Source organism: Marinoscillum sp. HNIBRBA16962, assembly GCF_057801515.1.
This window is the reverse complement of record NZ_CM173603.1, coordinates 5,883,220-5,897,705: the sequence shown is the minus strand read 5'-3', so window position 1 is coordinate 5,897,705 and position 14,486 is coordinate 5,883,220. Positions and strand designations below refer to the sequence as shown.

Below are 14,486 nucleotides of genomic sequence, written 5' to 3'. Positions count from 1 at the left end.
ATCCTATGACTCTTTCCACAGGCATGCATCCGCAGAGTCATGCCATGAATAATCATTAGTCCTCATCAATAATTTGCACTGCATAGCTCTCCTTCAGAAATGCATCAGAAGAAGTTGGCAGGTCCAAGAGCTCTATTGCAAGCTGCTGGTTGCATAGCGTACCGTTCCTCATCCCTGCAAAATCCTGGAATGAACTCATTTCATAGTTCTCCATTCGCTCGACCAGCTTTGCCTTCATCGGGTTTTGATGGATGTAGTGGAAACAGGTGAAAGGATAATCCAGGGAGGCAGTCATGCCACCACTCCGAGTGGTGGCATGACTTACAGAGCAGGTTTTTAACCTACTATCGTCCGGCTCTGCTCATATTCAGTATAAAATTCCGGATGGGTAAACCGATACCTGAGCATCAGCTTGTCCAGCACCTCACTTAGGAGCTCACGTGCCTCCCCGATCACCGAGTCCAGGCTTTGCTTGGCCGCATTGATCGCTGCCCTTTTTTGTTTGGGCCGTCCCATCAGCGGTCGAAATTCATCCAGGGTAGTACTTACATCCGTGAGCTCGGCTTCTGTCACACCGTACTCATTCAGCTGTTCAGGTTGCAGCTCGCCCGCAGCCTTCAGCAGGCTTTCCACATAGGTCACCAGCTCCGTTTCACGCATGTCTTTGAGGTTAGAGATACTTGTTTCTGCCAGTGCTTTTAGTTGCTCATCGTTGGTGAGTACCCCATGACTATAGATGGCGCCCCCCAGGACCAAAGCCTTTATCTCCAGTACTTCCCGGATGGTATCTTTGTTGCGGGTACCACCCTTTGTATTAGCAGAGGCCTTTTCATCCAGCTGCTCTATGGCATCCAGCTTTTCATCAAGTTGGTTTTTTACCTCTGCAAATTTCGGATTGCCTGTCCAGATGCTTGTATTATCATCCAGGGCATTTTGTGTACTGAGGTACGCACGGTAATAGGTGTTTTGTTCTTTGTTCATGTAAAAAATATTTAAAAGTTAGAAAATAATGGTTCTAAAACGTAACTCCCCACCTCACTCCATTTTTCAGGACCTCTCATCCGGACGACCGGCGCCTCACCCGGGCGACCCTGAACCTCATCCGGGTGACCGGCAAGTTCATCCGGACGCGCCTGGACCTTATCCGGACGACCGGCGAGTTCATCCGGGCGACCCTGGACCTTATCCGGACGACCGGCGAGTTCATCCGGGCGACCCTGGACCTCATCCGGGCGACCGGCAAGTTCATTCGGACGCGCCTGGACCTTATCCGGGCGACTGGCAAGTTCATTCGGCCAACCCCAGAATTTATCCGGGCGGTTTGACACAGTATCAGACCGATATTGAACCTTAGTAGAGGGCTAAATGAGAGCATCTGATTAGACGGTAACGAAAAACGGAATAGTGATCAATCCAAAAGACCGGGACCTATGCTATTGAGACTTCTGTGAAAAGCCCTTTTCTTTAGGATCAAGTGCACGGTCAGGTAAGGCAGATATACTTTTCAATGTGATATTGAGGCAGTGTCTTTGATAAGTAATAAATGGAGTAAACTGGATCGAATGTGAGTATGTCATTTTAGGCGTTTCTTGAAAAATGAGGCAAGAAGTATTTCTTTGCTTATAATGTTACTATGGCTAAGAAAAGAAACAGGATATTAAGAGTCAAGTCTAAAGGTCATTTTTTATAAAAGACGGTGCGTTGATTAGTCATGGATGCCGGTTCATGGAGGTGGGGAGAATTTGGCTTCCTTCTCGAAGTTCTTATTCCGGATAGTGTCAGTGCATCTTACGAGGATTTTCATTCCGGCGGAATTCATTCCAGGTCCCCGTCAGGGGTTTTGGTAGATGTAGTGGAAGCAGGTGAAAAGATAATCCAGGGAGGTAGTCGTGCCACCACTCCGAGTGGTGGCACGACTACTACCGTTCTTCAGGGGTTTCACTTTGGCTTTACCTTAGTGTGTTGACACCTTATGCCGCCTTATTCTTATTGGCCAGCTGACCACAAGCAGCATCTATGTCTTTGCCCCGGCTTCTTCGCACGTTTACGGTGATGCCATTCTTTTTGAGGTAATGGGCAAATTTATCCAGCCGGTCCTCTTCGGTATTTTTAAAATCAGCTTCCGAGATGGGATTGTATTCGATGATGTTGATCTTAGAAGGGATCTGCCGGGCAAATTTTAACAGGTTGTCAGCATCTTCTAAGGTGTCATTGAAGTTGTAGAACAGAATGTACTCAAAGGTGATCTTATTACGGGTTTTATCATAAAAATAAAGGAGCGCTTCTCTCAATGCTTCCAGCGTGTTGGTTTCATTGATGGGCATGATCTGGTTACGCTTCTTGTCGTCAGCCGCATGCAGGGAAAGCGCCAGGTTAAACTTCACCTCATCATCGCCCAGTTTTTTGATCATTTTAGCAATACCGGCGGTAGAAACGGTAATGCGCTTTGGTGACATGTTCAGCCCGTCCTCACCGGTAATCCGGTCTATGCCTTCCAGGACATTTTTATAATTGAGTAAAGGCTCTCCCATGCCCATAAACACAATGTTAGAAAGCGGCAGGCTAAAACTTTGCCTGGCCTGAGCGTCAATAGCCACTACCTGGTCATAGATCTCACCTGCTTCCAGATTCCTTTTTCGGTCCATGTATCCGGTAGCACAAAATTTACAGCTTAGTGAACATCCGACCTGAGAAGAAACACAAGCTGTCATTCGGTCCTCAGCAGGGATCAGGACCCCTTCTATGAGTTCATCGTCGTGCAGTCGAAAGGCGGACTTGATGGTGCCATCTGTAGATTTTTGGGAGGTAGCTGTGCTGATTGACCTGATCTCAAACTCAGCTTCCAGCTTTTCCCGAAGTGGCTTGGATAGATTGGTCATTTCTTCGAATGACCTGGCAGATTTTTGCCACAACCATTCCCATACCTGCCTGGCTCGAAAAGCTTTTTCATCCGCTGACACAAAATATTCTGTCAGCTTCTCCAAACTCAGTTTCCGAATATCCTGCTTTTCCATGATGCAAAGGTAGTTTAATAACTACGTTTTTCAGCACTGCCGGTGGGAACCGCATTGTTTATCATAGCTGTCAGTTCATTGGTCGGGGTTACCGGGGATGTCTCCAATTTTGCGATCGACTGGTTTTTTCTTTCGCGTATCACATTGTTGGCCGTGGTTGGTATCCCCTTATTTTCGGATTTTGGTTAATTTGGCATAGAATGTGTTAATTAAAATTTATAAACCTAATTTTTTACCTGTGTGCGAACATTAATCACCATCTTCTTTACTACCACTTCCTTTATAAGTCTGGCTCAGGATATTGAAGTGGAGGACCGGTATGAAGAATGGTATGGTCCTAAACCTGCCTTTCATCTTTCATTTAGAAATGTGTTATTCTCTGATGATTATCTGATGGGAGTAGAGGGTGGCATGATCACTGCCTCTCGAGATTTTACATTGTTCGCGTCTCTTGATTTTCGGCCGTACAGGAAAAAGGTGCTCAATTACCAGGGTGGTAATTTATTTTATCAGAACACAGAAGAGCGTTATTTCTTTGGAGTAGGAGGAGAGTACCATAAGTATTTGAAAGAGAAGAAATACGGAGGGTTTGTACAACTGAATGCCGCATATACCTGGGGAGAATATGGTGGTACGGAGATAAACCCGCCAAGGGGATGGGTGGTGGTTCCAAGGGTGGGAGCTTTTTGGAAAATGACCCGTCATTTATATTTAAAGGGAGGCTACGCTTATGTGGATACCAAAAATGACGAAATAGGGAAACATAGATTGTATTTGGCCTTAAGTGGAATTCTCGTACGATGAAAAGCTTTTTGAAAATAAGTATTCTTATAGTTAGCCTATTGTTCCTGATCAATTGCACGGATGACCTGGATTGTGATCCGGGACCTTATTATGGAGAGCTACGGGTAAAGGTTACCATAAATGATGAAAATCCGGAAGTGCCTTTGGTGGTTTTTCATGGCCGGATAGAGGATCAGGACACATTATATAATGAAATAGTTACCGAAGAAAATTCTTATTACAGTCTCGAAGCAGGTCAGTACTACTCTGCAACTGCATTGTACCAGTCTGGTCCTCGCCAGATCCTGGCTATTGACGGGAAAAGAATGGAAGTAAATGATGGTGATGAAGAGACCTGTCCGTCAGCATCAGATATTACGCTGAGACTTACGCTGGCTGATTAGTTTGCAGAGATTTTTTCCTCTTCTACTTTGAAGGTTTTCTTCAGGCTAAATGCCTCACCGTCCTCATAGTAACCTTCCATTACCACCTCAAATTCTCCAGTAGTATCACCGGTATAAAATTCCAATTGGTAAGGTGATTGGGGGGAAGCGCCAGCCTCCGGCTCCCAATATAGCTGTTCACGGTAGTCGGGTATTCGGGAGAGTTTTTGTTCCTGAGTTTCATATTCAGGAAAACGGTACTGGATACCGGGCTCTACTCCCTGGTAGGGGAGCTTTAGAGCATTGTCACCAATCTCAAATCCCTGAAGGTTCTTTTCGAAGGTATGAAACGACACAATTCCGTCTACCACCAGGGGACCGATAAAGTATCGACTGTTAAAGACCCCGATACTCTCAACCTTGTAAGGATTAAAGTCCAGGATTTTTTCGATGCTTACGGGCACACCATCCAGTAGGATCAGCGGTGGATATTCGTCCTGCGTCAGGTATTTCAAAAGTACTTTAAGTTTAGATCTGGACTTACTTTTTCGGGCTACTACCATCGGAATATATTCAATAAAATGCTCATGCATCTCGGGAAACCGGTTGTAATCATCCATCACGTAGAAGTAATCAAAGGCCCCAAAAGGTGAGAACCAGTTGGTTGAGGTGACTATGGAGTCTGGCCTGGTCTCGTAGTAGGCATTTTCGATCTGGTTTCGGACGCTGCGTTTCACGAGCCTCGCTACCTGCAGGGAGTCCAGGTACAGGGGCTCAGGAGAAAAGACCGGATAATTTTCAAGAAAAGGGTTATCGAGTGTTATTGCCTCTCTGCTGATCTCTTCCGAAAACAAAACCGAAATATAGGCTTCCCGTGCACCCATGGACGGGTTGATTTGGAACTGGAACTCTCCACTTGTATCCGGCTTCTCGGTGTATAAGTGGTATTCTTTTCCGCTAATGGTATAAGATAACGTTTGTTCCTGCGGGTCTTTGGTGTTCAGCCGGCCGGATACCAGCTCTCCTCTTAATTCAGGTAAATACTCAACTGTTTTTGGTGTACTTATACTCTGATCCCATTTCCATTCAGATATCAAAGCCAAATTGTCAACGTGTTGCCAGTCAGCCAAAGAGAGCTGCATTGAAGAGCTATAGCTGTTCGCATACTGATGTTGTTCTGCCGTGTAGGATTGGCTCCGGCTATCCGTTTTTCTAACTGATACGGAAAAATCAACAGCTCTCTCAAATGATATGGGAATTTTCACTAACGACCTTGTCTTGTGCACAGGAATCTCTGACAGGGTGGGAGCGGGACTTTCTTGATAATGGATAAAAGCCCTGCTTGCCAGCTCCTTTCCGCTCTCACCTACCACCGATGCTCTATAGCTGCCAGGTTGTAGTTTGTCTCCCCTGATTAGGATGGCCCCGTTTGTGTAAACCAACTGGTCAAAAACCATGTTCTGGCCATCATGGATCCGAAGGGAGACCTCCCGTGCTGTGGGATCTGAATCCACTATTTCAAACCGGTAGCCTCTTGCATCTTTTGACAGATGGATGAGCTGGCCGGTTTCAGCTACTTCAGGAAGTTCATAAAATGAAAAATTTCCGGCTTCATCTTCAAGTATTACCTGGTATTTTTCGGAAGGTTTAGGCCGGAAAGTAAATCGCCCAATGCTTTTTTCTCCACTTAACTGGCTGACTTGTTCACCGGATTGGGAGATTACCCTGCCCGTCATTTTCACAGGTTCGCCTGCCAGGTTTGTGATTTTATACGCGATCGTATTCTCCTTTTCTGCTAAAAGCAAACCGCCTTCAGGGTAGAAGGAAACAAGCGTTTGGGCATCTTTGGGTTGAACCGGAGGTTTATAGGCTTCAAAAGGATTGACAATCGTGATCGTACTTTCAAAATAGTCGCCAAAGTTTTTCATCCACCTGGTGTAGGCCAGCAGCTGGTAGCGACCGGTTGCTACGAGAGACGAGATAAAAAACTGCCCGTGTCCCTTACCATTTTCCAATGCGATTTTTTGCTGAAACACCTGGTTTCGGGCACTGTCCACTAATTCAACATACAGGATCTTGCTAAGGCCGGAAGGTTGGCCGGTGGACATACCTCTGTTGTAAGCTGAGAAGTAAAGCGTTTCCCCCGTCAGCAGAAAGCGACTGTTGAGATGGAGATATACTTTTTCCCGAATATTAAGTTCCTGGCCTTTCGTAAGGCTGACGAAGCTTAGGAGAAGTATAAAAAATAGGGTTCCTTTTCTAATCATAATCAATCGATCCAGTACTCCGGAGGAGTGGTGTCAGCATAGTATGAACAATCAGTACATGGTCGTGAATGAAGGTAGACTTCATTGAAGAAGGGATCATAACCATAGATTTTGTATCCACTATTCACGTAATATGTTGCACTGTCAGTGGTCGTTTCAATGGCGCTTGCCTGCAAACAGGAGTAATTGAACCGTATAAACCCAAGGTCATCAAAATCGCTGTTATTAAAGAATGTTCTTTTTTCAGCAACTCCCGATACTTCAAAGAAACCCAGTACCGGCTGATCAGGATTGTCTACAGGTGATACGTTTCCGAAAATAGATCCTGTTTGCTGGTCAAATAAGGAGCCCCCGGACTCATTGTTTTCATTGAGCCGCTTGTAGAAGAGATAGGCCGATTCGGTTATTGCAAACTGTCTGACAAGTATCGAGTACCTGATACGCAGTATTTGTGTCTCACTGGAAACAAACCGGACGGGAAACTCTACCATGCGGTTTTCCTGAGAGCCTATGGTGGTACCATATATGAGCTCATTGGAAAAGTTTTCGCTGTAGCAGATACCGATATTTGTGTCTCGTGGTATTATGCTGCTATCCGGGGCCAGGTCATAGATGGAACCGTACGGTGTAATTATTTGATAACCTTCCTCCCATTCGTATCTGAAATACCCGGCACTTCCACCGGTATTTTCAGAGTCAATGAAAAACTGTATGCCCGTCGTATTTCGATCACCTTCTGAAGTTGGGAGTTCTGCCAGTTTCCCATAGATCCGATCAATTCCCGGTGATTGGATCATTGGTTCTTCTGTAGAACTGTAGGTAGTTCCATCCGCCATTTGTATAAACAGTCGGTAGCTTTCTCCTACTTGCCCCTGAAAATCCGGAGGTGAAATATAGGTGCCCTCTTCTGACCAGTTGTAATCGATGCGATTTCCGTTACTTGTTTCTACCCAAACCAAAGCATCACTTACAAATTCATTAAGTGTGGTGTCTAGCGGGTAGGTATAGGTGATCTTTACCCGATAAGGACCAGCTTCGTTGGTTAATGTTCCATCTACTACCAGAATTTTATCGAAACTACCCGCATCAAAGTCATATGGTTTGACACAGGCATAAAAGAGAACAAGTATGAGGATACTTGTTGCTGACAGTACCCTTTTCTTATTAGTATGTATAAACTGACTGATCATTTTTCCCGCTTATCAGAATTTGAAGTTCCATGAAAGTGTTGGAATAGAGCTGCCAAATACAATCAGCTGTGAGCCAACAACTTCCCCGTCCCGGACATCAAAAAACACCGAAAAGGGATTATCTCTCCCCGTGAGGTTATAGATGGATAATGACCAGAAGGAGTGAGACAGCTTTTCGATTTTATGATTCCCTTCCAGGTTTATACCCAGGTCAATTCGGAAGTAATCCGGAATCCGAAATGCATTTCGGTCCGAAAAGTGAATGTTTTGAGCACCTTTAAAGTCAAAAGCAGCAACCGGAAAGGTTACCGGCCTGCCGGTATTATAAGTAGTGTTCAATGAAAAACTCAATCTTCTAGTCAGCTTGTAATTTGCCACCATATTAACTGTGTGTGGCTTATCATAAGCAGTAGGAAAAAACTCACCACCATTTACGATTTCTTCCTGAAAGTTGCCATCCAGTTTGATGAAAGTCCGGGCATAGGCATAGTTTATCCACCCGTTTAGTCGTCCTGATTTCCTGACAGAAAGCTCTAAGCCATAAGATTTTCCTGGTCCCTGCAATACGTCACGCTCTATGGTCTTGTTGAGCAGGAAAGTAGATCCGGTTTTAAAGTCTACCAGGTTTTTTAATTTTTTGTAGTATCCTTCTAATGATACTTCCACAGTGTTGCGAAGAAAATTCCTGTAATAACCTAAAGCTACCTGATCTGCCATCTGTGGTTTCAAATGCTCACCTGAGATTCTCCATGTATCGGTGGGGGATAGGGATGCAGAGTTGGACAGGACATGTAAGTACTGGCGGTTGCGGCTAAAGCTGAGTTTTAAAGAGCTTATGTCATTCAGTGCGTATCGGCCGGAGATGCGCCATTCAGGTCCATGATACGTTTTTGCGATTTCCCCTGCTTTATATCCGACAGAGTCGATCCTGGTGTCTCCGTTTTTTGGTAATCCCGGTTCATAACTATAAACGCTTTGAGGTCCGAGCGCATTGAAAACAACATACCTTAACCCTCCGTAAATGGAAAGATTTCCATTGAGATCAAATTGATCAGAGACGTAGATCGCCGTTTCCAGTCCCTGCTCATCGGGCACTTTTCCCCGAAGTACGATCGATTCCTCACCAAGCGGTTTTTTTTCTCCGGGGTTTACCCCGTAGCGTTTCGAGCTTATGCCAAAATTTATCTTATGAACTTCTTCAATATAATAGTTGAAATCAGCATTTAAACTGGCTTCATTCAGGTCAAAGCCCTGGGTGAAGGCGTTCGGAATGGATTCGTCATAAGTAAGGTCATAATTGTACTGGGCATATATTCCTGAAAACTTACCTTCAAATGCATCGCTGAATCGATGGGTCCATTTCACCGAACCGTTCAGGTTTCTGAAGGAAAAGTTTGAAAAAGAAAAGAGCGTGTCAGAAGAAAGTCTGAACTGGTCGTTGCTTAGATAGGCGGATACTTTCAGGTCATTTTTTTCATTGATATTGTGATCTATTTGGGCTATCATATCATAAAAGCTTACCCTGTTACTATTGAAGCTGGCGTTTTTGACATTTTTTAGCATCCAGTTACTATAGGTGGTTCGCCCTCCGAAGAGCAACGCCGTTTTTTCTTTGATCAGGGGTACTTCAAGCGTGAGTTTAGAGGTGATGGGACTAATGCCCCCTTCTCCGGAAAATTTTTTCTTATTTGGTTCTTTTGCTGTAATGTCAAATACCGAAGATAAACGCCCTCCAAACCGGGCGGGTATCCCACTCTTGTAGAGCTCCATGTTTTGGATGGCATCCGAGTTAAATACAGAGAAGAAGCCAAAAAAGTGAGAAGCATTATAAACCGGCGCATCATTAATCAAAATAAGATTTTGATCCGCTTTACCTCCGCGCACATTGAAACCGGAAGCGCCCTCTCCTACGGTCTGCACACCAGCTTTGGTAGCGGCAACTTTCATGATATCGTTTTCTCCAAGGACTATGGGTATGGTTTTTACCTCCTCCACACTGATCTTACTGACTCCCATTTGTACATTCCTGACATTGATGTCTCTGTCGGATTCTACAGTGACTTCCTGCAGGGCGATTACATCAATATCCATGTTGGCGTTGAGCTTACCATTCGAAAACAGGACGATGTTGCGTTGTGTGGTTTTCATCCCTACAAACTGGAAAAACAACTTGTGCTTGCCATTAGGCAGGGTGATGGAGTAGAACCCATTTTTATCAGTGGTGGCAGCGGTGAATGGGTGCTGTATGTAGACCAGCGCGCCTTCTACAGGTTCCTGAGTCTCCGCATTTTTTACATACCCGGCAATCGTCGACTGGCCGTCTACAGCCATTTCATTACGGTTGCCGATTTCAAACACATAGTTTTCAAGATCAGACTCGTCATCTGTCTGGTTTTGGTATTCACGGGAGAAGACCAGCCCCTTTTCGATGACAGGAGAACTGCGCTCCTGAAAAGAGTTAAGTATAGCAGGCTGATCAATGATGAGAGTATTTTCAGTAAAGATCACCCGCTCGTCAAGCAGGTAAAAGCTTAGGCTTGTCCCATCCAGAATTTTCGTCAGTACATCTTTAAGAGGAGTATTTTTAAATGAACCGGATACGAAAAGTGAATCTGTCCATAAACTTTCGTAGAAGAATTTTCCGGAGGTTTGCTCCTCCATCGAAAGCAAGGCTTCTTCCAGCGGCGTCTGATCAAAATCCCCCGTAAAGTGAGCTGTATCCTGTCCTACCACCTGTATGCCTGCCAGTAGGCACATCATTAAAAGTAAAAATCTTGATTTATGTATGGATATTGCTGTCATTCTACCAGCTCGTTTTCGAAGAATTCAGCAAGTACAAGGAGGTCAGAGTCATAGCCTTTTCTTATTCTTAAGCCGTTTATTTTGATAAACTGTTTTAATTTCTTTTTCAGGCCTTTGTTGTCATTGAAAAGTCTGAGGAAAGATCCCCTACCTCGCAGGTGGGTAAACTCTCCCTTGTAGTTTATGATATATACTTCTTCCTTTTCATAGATGAGGTCTCTTTGGTCTTTTGTTTCCAGGTTTTTGATATGTTTAATGAGAAAATCAATGTGTTCGCCTGTAAACAGCTCCTCATAAAAACCTGGCTGGAAGCTAAAAATTCTTTCTGAGTAAAATCTGAAGAAGTGGTCATTTACGGTAAACCATTCTATTTGCTCCCGATTCAATCTTATTGGATTACTGAAATATTTGTATTCGGTCGGGTGCCGAATGAGGAGGTTGTCGTTTTCTATATCATAGATGAGGTAGACACTATCAAAGACCATTCCTCTGTAACTGACCTTGTTGATGTCCCAGCTTTCTTCTTCGAAAAAGGGGCTTGAAAAGGGGAACCGGTCTATTTTTTGATATGCTCCTCTTACAATATCAGTATTTTCAAGGCCCAGGGACTGATCGTACCATGAGTACAGATCATTATCCAGGTCAAGACCTCCGGTGGCGTACTGGCCTTTTGCTGAAATCAATAGCAACAATAAACAAATGGTCAACCAGGCGGATTTTAAGTAATGGTTGGCTTGCATACCCACAATGATATATTGTAATTGTCGCATTTAACAATTATCTGTTATTCATTTTGACCATTTGCCTTATATTGTTATGTTCGGTGAATAATTCTTGTAATGAGATACTGATATCATTAAGTTGGTGTCCTAACATTCGATGAAGTGCTATTAATTTCAGACCTGATTAATAAACTAAATACCTTAATTGGCAGATCCGTGAGCTGGCTGAGTGTGCTGCTGGTGGCAGTGATCATTTGTGATGTTTTTTTGAGGTATGTTTTTTCAATCACTTCTGCGGCTTCATTTGAGTTAGAGTGGCACCTGTTTGCAGCGCTTTTTCTTTTGTCAGCAGGCTGGGCACTACAGAGGGACCGACATGTGCGGGTGGATGTGTTTTATCAAAAGTTTTCTGATAAGCAAAAAGCTGTGGTAAATCTTACTGGTACAATGCTGTTATTACTTCCCCTGTGTATTGTTGGGTTTTTGGAGGGTGTGCAGTTTACAAAAAATGCGTTCCTTTTAAATGAAACAAGCCCTGATCCCGGGGGGTTGCCTGCCCGATATATTATCAAATCAACCATACCGGCAGGTTTTTTACTGCTTGGGCTTCAAGGGGTGAGCATGGTGCTGAAAAACATGTATATACTGCTTAATGAAAAAGGAGAAGAAAAAAATTGAGGTAGTCGTAGATGAGGACACCCCAAACTGGTTACGCTCTATCCAGCTGAACTCCTGGGAGGCAGAGCTACTGATATCTGCGTTGTTTTTATACATCTTGTTCCAAATACCGGATTACCTGGACACCTACAGGAAAATGAGCTTTAGCTCAGATGAGATCATCTATCGCATGATCGGGATCTTTAAGGATGCCCTCAGAATCCTGAGCATCGGGTACGTGATCCATATAATTTCCAGAGGTATATGGGTAGCCAACATTGGCTTAAGCTATGTTTTCCCAAAAGGGATAGACATGACCAGGGTAAAACTGAAAGGGAGGTTTAGAAAGGAAGTGGAGAAGGATACCACACTGGATCACTCTGTACTTCAGCTGGAGCGGATTTCCAGTATAGTGTATGCGGTTTCTTTCATGTGCTCGGGCTTGCTGTTGAGCTTTGGGGTGGTGATCATGACTTTGGTCTATTATGTTGAGTGGGCATTGCGGCCGTCCATAGAGTCAGGAAGTGGACTTTATTATGGCCTTACATTGCTGCTATTACTCGTTTATCTTTTGGTCATCCTGATCGTATTTATCGATTTTCTCACCAATGGATACTTCAGGAGAGATAGCTGGGCATCTCGGCCGTATTACTATATCGCTATTGCATTCAGGTACCTTACATTATCCTTTATCTACAACAGGGTACTTCTGACAATCCTTTCAAATCTTCCGAAATGGAAAGCTCATCTTATTCCGTTCTTGATCATAGGTTTTCTGGCCGGTTATAAGTGGGTGGATGATGAGATTGACGATCACAAGCGTGAAGAATACTATGCCGGATCATTTCAAAATATGCGATACGAGAATTTCGAAAATCTCAGGGTCAATGAAGAGAAGCTTTTTGTGACGATACAAAGTGAGATCGTGAAAGATGAGGTTATTAGGCTTTTTGTGAATAGTCTGGAGGAGTTTAGCCGGTTGTATGCACGAGATTCTACCCGAGTTACAGGTTGGAGTGCGCTAACTCCTGAAGAGAAAAGAAGATATGTGGGAAGCTATCTCCTGGTGAAGGTAGACACCACTGCTTTTAAGGGACAAAAATGGTTAAGGTTTAAGCATCCGGTTTCTTTGCAGTATGGCTATCTCACGTATCTGGATGTATCGGAGTTTCCGCGAGGAGACCACCAGCTTATGGTGTTGCTGGATACACTGGCTATGCAGCCCCGCCAAATCAAATACCTGAGAGAGAGTAAGCCATCTACCGTTGTTCAAGCAAATATTCCGTTTTATTTGACAAAATGATCGAATACTTACCAGTCATACTTTTTGCCGCTGTTTTTTTCCTGATCTTACTGGGGTATCCGGTGGCGTTTACCTTAGGTGGCTTGTCCATCTTAGTTGGTATTTGGGTTTTTGACATTGACTTTTTTTACCTGCTTTCTCTAAGGGTTTACGGCACCATGCAAAACTTTGTGCTCCTGGCTGTTCCTCTCTTTGTCTTTATGGGGATTATGCTGGAGAAATCCGGTATTGCCGAGCGTTTACTGGAGACGATGGCGTTGCTGTTTGGGCGTTTTAAAGGTGGCCTGGCAATATCTGTAGTTATTGTTGGAGCGATGCTTGCGGCATCCACGGGCATTGTAGGAGCCACAGTGGTTACTATGGGGTTGATCTCTCTGCCCACCATGCTCAAGCGTGGATACGGGCCCAGACTAAGTACGGGTACCATTGCCTCATCAGGTACGCTGGGTCAGATTATTCCGCCGTCCGTTGTACTTGTTTTACTGGGGAGCGTACTTAATGTATCTGTAGGTGATTTGTTTCTCGCAGCAGTTATTCCAGGTATTGGGTTGGTTAGCTGCTATCTGATCTACATTTTTATTTACGCACGTATTTACCCAAAACGGGTCCCTGCCATGCCCGCTGATGAGGTCAAAGCTTTCAGAAAAGAAGGCTTTTCCAGGCAGCTGGTGACTACTTTTATTTTTCCTTTTCTGCTGATTCTGGCGGTGTTAGGCTCAATATTCGCCGGAATTGCATCTCCCACAGAAGCTGCCGGTGTAGGAGCTTTTGGAGCTGTGATCCTGACAGTTGCTCAGCGGAAGTTTAGTTTCACCATTTTGAAGGAAGTAGCTCAGGAAACTACTTTACTGACATCAATGGTCTTTATGATCCTGGTGGGTGCAACAGCCTTTTCACTGGTGTTTAGAGGGCTGGAGGGTGATAAGCTTTTCTTAAGCTTTATAGAACAAGCTAACCTTGGGCCATATGGGTTCTTGTTTTTGGTAATGGTCCTTGTTTTTGTTGCAGGGTTTTTTATTGATTTTATCGAGATTGTTTTTATTATCGTCCCTGTGGTAGCGCCCATATTTTCTGCAATGGGTATTGACCTGATCTGGATCGGGATTTTACTTGCGATCAACCTTCAGACTTCTTTTTTGACTCCACCATTTGGTTTTGCCTTATTCTACCTAAAAGGAGTGGCGCCTCCGGAGGTAAAAACGCAGCACCTGTATCAGGGAATCATCCCATTTGTGTTTATCCAGCTTCTCTTTTTGGTGCTTCTGGTGGTTTTCCCGGAGATGGTTTCTTTGCTGAAATGATGGGAGCAAGCAATAAACCTGCGGGGTAACTTGCTGGAGTACAATTGCAATATCTTGCATTCTT

Annotated in this window: 14 protein-coding genes; 6 read left to right on the top strand and 8 right to left on the bottom strand. The window is 44.2% G+C overall.

Annotation, left to right across the window (positions count from 1 at the left end):
- Positions 1-55: 55 nt before the first annotated feature.
- Genes AC3E9V_RS24560 through AC3E9V_RS24550 form a run of 3 tightly spaced genes read right to left on the bottom strand, consistent with a single transcriptional unit; the run spans position 56 to position 1,328 of the window.
- Positions 56-295, bottom strand: coding sequence for a hypothetical protein (locus AC3E9V_RS24560; RefSeq protein WP_488750816.1), 240 nt, complete (start codon positions 293-295; stop codon positions 56-58).
- Between the two features lie 41 nt (positions 296-336).
- Positions 337-981, bottom strand: a complete 645-nt coding sequence (locus AC3E9V_RS24555) for a hypothetical protein (protein ID WP_488750815.1) — start codon at positions 979-981, stop codon at positions 337-339.
- A gap of 11 nt (positions 982-992) precedes the next feature.
- Positions 993-1,328: a hypothetical protein gene (locus tag AC3E9V_RS24550; protein WP_488750814.1), complete on the bottom strand. Its 336-nt coding sequence runs from the start codon at positions 1,326-1,328 to the stop codon at positions 993-995.
- Between the two features lie 383 nt (positions 1,329-1,711).
- Here AC3E9V_RS24550 and AC3E9V_RS24545 point away from each other — a divergent pair, with 383 nt between their 5' ends.
- On the top strand, positions 1,712-1,966 hold the full coding sequence (locus AC3E9V_RS24545) for a hypothetical protein (protein ID WP_488750813.1): 255 nt from the start codon (positions 1,712-1,714) through the stop codon (positions 1,964-1,966).
- A gap of 4 nt (positions 1,967-1,970) precedes the next feature.
- On the opposite strand, the gene rlmN is transcribed toward AC3E9V_RS24545, so the two are convergent.
- On the bottom strand, positions 1,971-3,014 hold the full coding sequence (gene rlmN, locus AC3E9V_RS24540; RefSeq protein ID WP_488750812.1) for a dual-specificity RNA methyltransferase RlmN: 1,044 nt from the start codon (positions 3,012-3,014) through the stop codon (positions 1,971-1,973).
- Between the two features lie 240 nt (positions 3,015-3,254).
- Here rlmN and AC3E9V_RS24535 point away from each other — a divergent pair, with 240 nt between their 5' ends.
- Both AC3E9V_RS24535 and AC3E9V_RS24530 read left to right on the top strand, forming a co-directional pair.
- Positions 3,255-3,818 carry a hypothetical protein gene (locus AC3E9V_RS24535; RefSeq protein ID WP_488750811.1) on the top strand — a complete coding sequence of 188 codons (564 nt, stop codon included), beginning with the start codon at positions 3,255-3,257 and terminating at the stop codon, positions 3,816-3,818.
- Entirely contained in the window at positions 3,815-4,201 is a 387-nt protein-coding gene (locus tag AC3E9V_RS24530) for a hypothetical protein (protein WP_488750810.1), read from the top strand. The genes AC3E9V_RS24535 and AC3E9V_RS24530 overlap by 4 nt, the downstream gene beginning before the upstream one ends.
- On the opposite strand, the gene AC3E9V_RS24525 is transcribed toward AC3E9V_RS24530, so the two are convergent.
- The 4 genes from AC3E9V_RS24525 to AC3E9V_RS24510 are packed head-to-tail and all read right to left on the bottom strand — an operon-like array spanning position 4,198 to position 11,209.
- Positions 4,198-6,447: a hypothetical protein gene (locus tag AC3E9V_RS24525; RefSeq protein ID WP_488750809.1), complete on the bottom strand. Its 2,250-nt coding sequence runs from the start codon at positions 6,445-6,447 to the stop codon at positions 4,198-4,200. The two genes, AC3E9V_RS24530 and AC3E9V_RS24525, sit on opposite strands and share 4 nt — an antisense overlap.
- Before the next feature lie 2 nt (positions 6,448-6,449).
- Entirely contained in the window at positions 6,450-7,637 is a 1,188-nt protein-coding gene (locus tag AC3E9V_RS24520) for a DUF4249 domain-containing protein (protein WP_488750808.1), read from the bottom strand.
- A gap of 12 nt (positions 7,638-7,649) precedes the next feature.
- Positions 7,650-10,397, bottom strand: a complete 2,748-nt coding sequence (locus tag AC3E9V_RS24515) for a TonB-dependent receptor (RefSeq protein ID WP_488750807.1) — start codon at positions 10,395-10,397, stop codon at positions 7,650-7,652.
- A 38-nt stretch (positions 10,398-10,435) separates the two neighbouring features.
- Positions 10,436-11,209: a hypothetical protein gene (locus AC3E9V_RS24510; protein ID WP_488750806.1), complete on the bottom strand. Its 774-nt coding sequence runs from the start codon at positions 11,207-11,209 to the stop codon at positions 10,436-10,438.
- Between the two features lie 114 nt (positions 11,210-11,323).
- Here AC3E9V_RS24510 and AC3E9V_RS24505 point away from each other — a divergent pair, with 114 nt between their 5' ends.
- Genes AC3E9V_RS24505 through AC3E9V_RS24495 form a run of 3 tightly spaced genes read left to right on the top strand, consistent with a single transcriptional unit; the run spans position 11,324 to position 14,422 of the window.
- Positions 11,324-11,839 carry a TRAP transporter small permease subunit gene (locus AC3E9V_RS24505; RefSeq protein ID WP_488750805.1) on the top strand — a complete coding sequence of 172 codons (516 nt, stop codon included), beginning with the start codon at positions 11,324-11,326 and terminating at the stop codon, positions 11,837-11,839.
- Positions 11,814-13,121 carry a hypothetical protein gene (locus AC3E9V_RS24500; protein ID WP_488750804.1) on the top strand — a complete coding sequence of 436 codons (1,308 nt, stop codon included), beginning with the start codon at positions 11,814-11,816 and terminating at the stop codon, positions 13,119-13,121. Before AC3E9V_RS24505 ends, AC3E9V_RS24500 begins: the two co-directional genes overlap by 26 nt.
- Positions 13,118-14,422: a TRAP transporter large permease gene (locus AC3E9V_RS24495; RefSeq protein ID WP_488750803.1), complete on the top strand. Its 1,305-nt coding sequence runs from the start codon at positions 13,118-13,120 to the stop codon at positions 14,420-14,422. Before AC3E9V_RS24500 ends, AC3E9V_RS24495 begins: the two co-directional genes overlap by 4 nt.
- Positions 14,423-14,486: the final 64 nt, after the last annotated feature.

What these genes read in the sequence shown, in the direction of transcription:
- rlmN (WP_488750812.1), bottom strand. Translation starts at nt 3,014, where the DNA reads ATGGAAAAGCAGGATATTCGGAAACTGAGTTTGGAGAAGCTGACAGAA.
- AC3E9V_RS24520 (WP_488750808.1), bottom strand. Translation starts at nt 7,637, where the DNA reads ATGATCAGTCAGTTTATACATACTAATAAGAAAAGGGTACTGTCAGCA.
- AC3E9V_RS24555 (WP_488750815.1), bottom strand. Translation starts at nt 981, where the DNA reads ATGAACAAAGAACAAAACACCTATTACCGTGCGTACCTCAGTACACAA.
- AC3E9V_RS24510 (WP_488750806.1), bottom strand. Translation starts at nt 11,209, where the DNA reads ATGCGACAATTACAATATATCATTGTGGGTATGCAAGCCAACCATTAC.
- AC3E9V_RS24515 (WP_488750807.1), bottom strand. Translation starts at nt 10,397, where the DNA reads ATGATGTGCCTACTGGCAGGCATACAGGTGGTAGGACAGGATACAGCT.
- AC3E9V_RS24525 (WP_488750809.1), bottom strand. Translation starts at nt 6,447, where the DNA reads ATGATTAGAAAAGGAACCCTATTTTTTATACTTCTCCTAAGCTTCGTC.
- AC3E9V_RS24530 (WP_488750810.1), top strand. Translation starts at nt 3,815, where the DNA reads ATGAAAAGCTTTTTGAAAATAAGTATTCTTATAGTTAGCCTATTGTTC.
- AC3E9V_RS24560 (WP_488750816.1), bottom strand. Translation starts at nt 295, where the DNA reads ATGACTGCCTCCCTGGATTATCCTTTCACCTGTTTCCACTACATCCAT.
- AC3E9V_RS24500 (WP_488750804.1), top strand. Translation starts at nt 11,814, where the DNA reads ATGAAAAAGGAGAAGAAAAAAATTGAGGTAGTCGTAGATGAGGACACC.
- AC3E9V_RS24495 (WP_488750803.1), top strand. Translation starts at nt 13,118, where the DNA reads ATGATCGAATACTTACCAGTCATACTTTTTGCCGCTGTTTTTTTCCTG.
- AC3E9V_RS24545 (WP_488750813.1), top strand. Translation starts at nt 1,712, where the DNA reads ATGGATGCCGGTTCATGGAGGTGGGGAGAATTTGGCTTCCTTCTCGAA.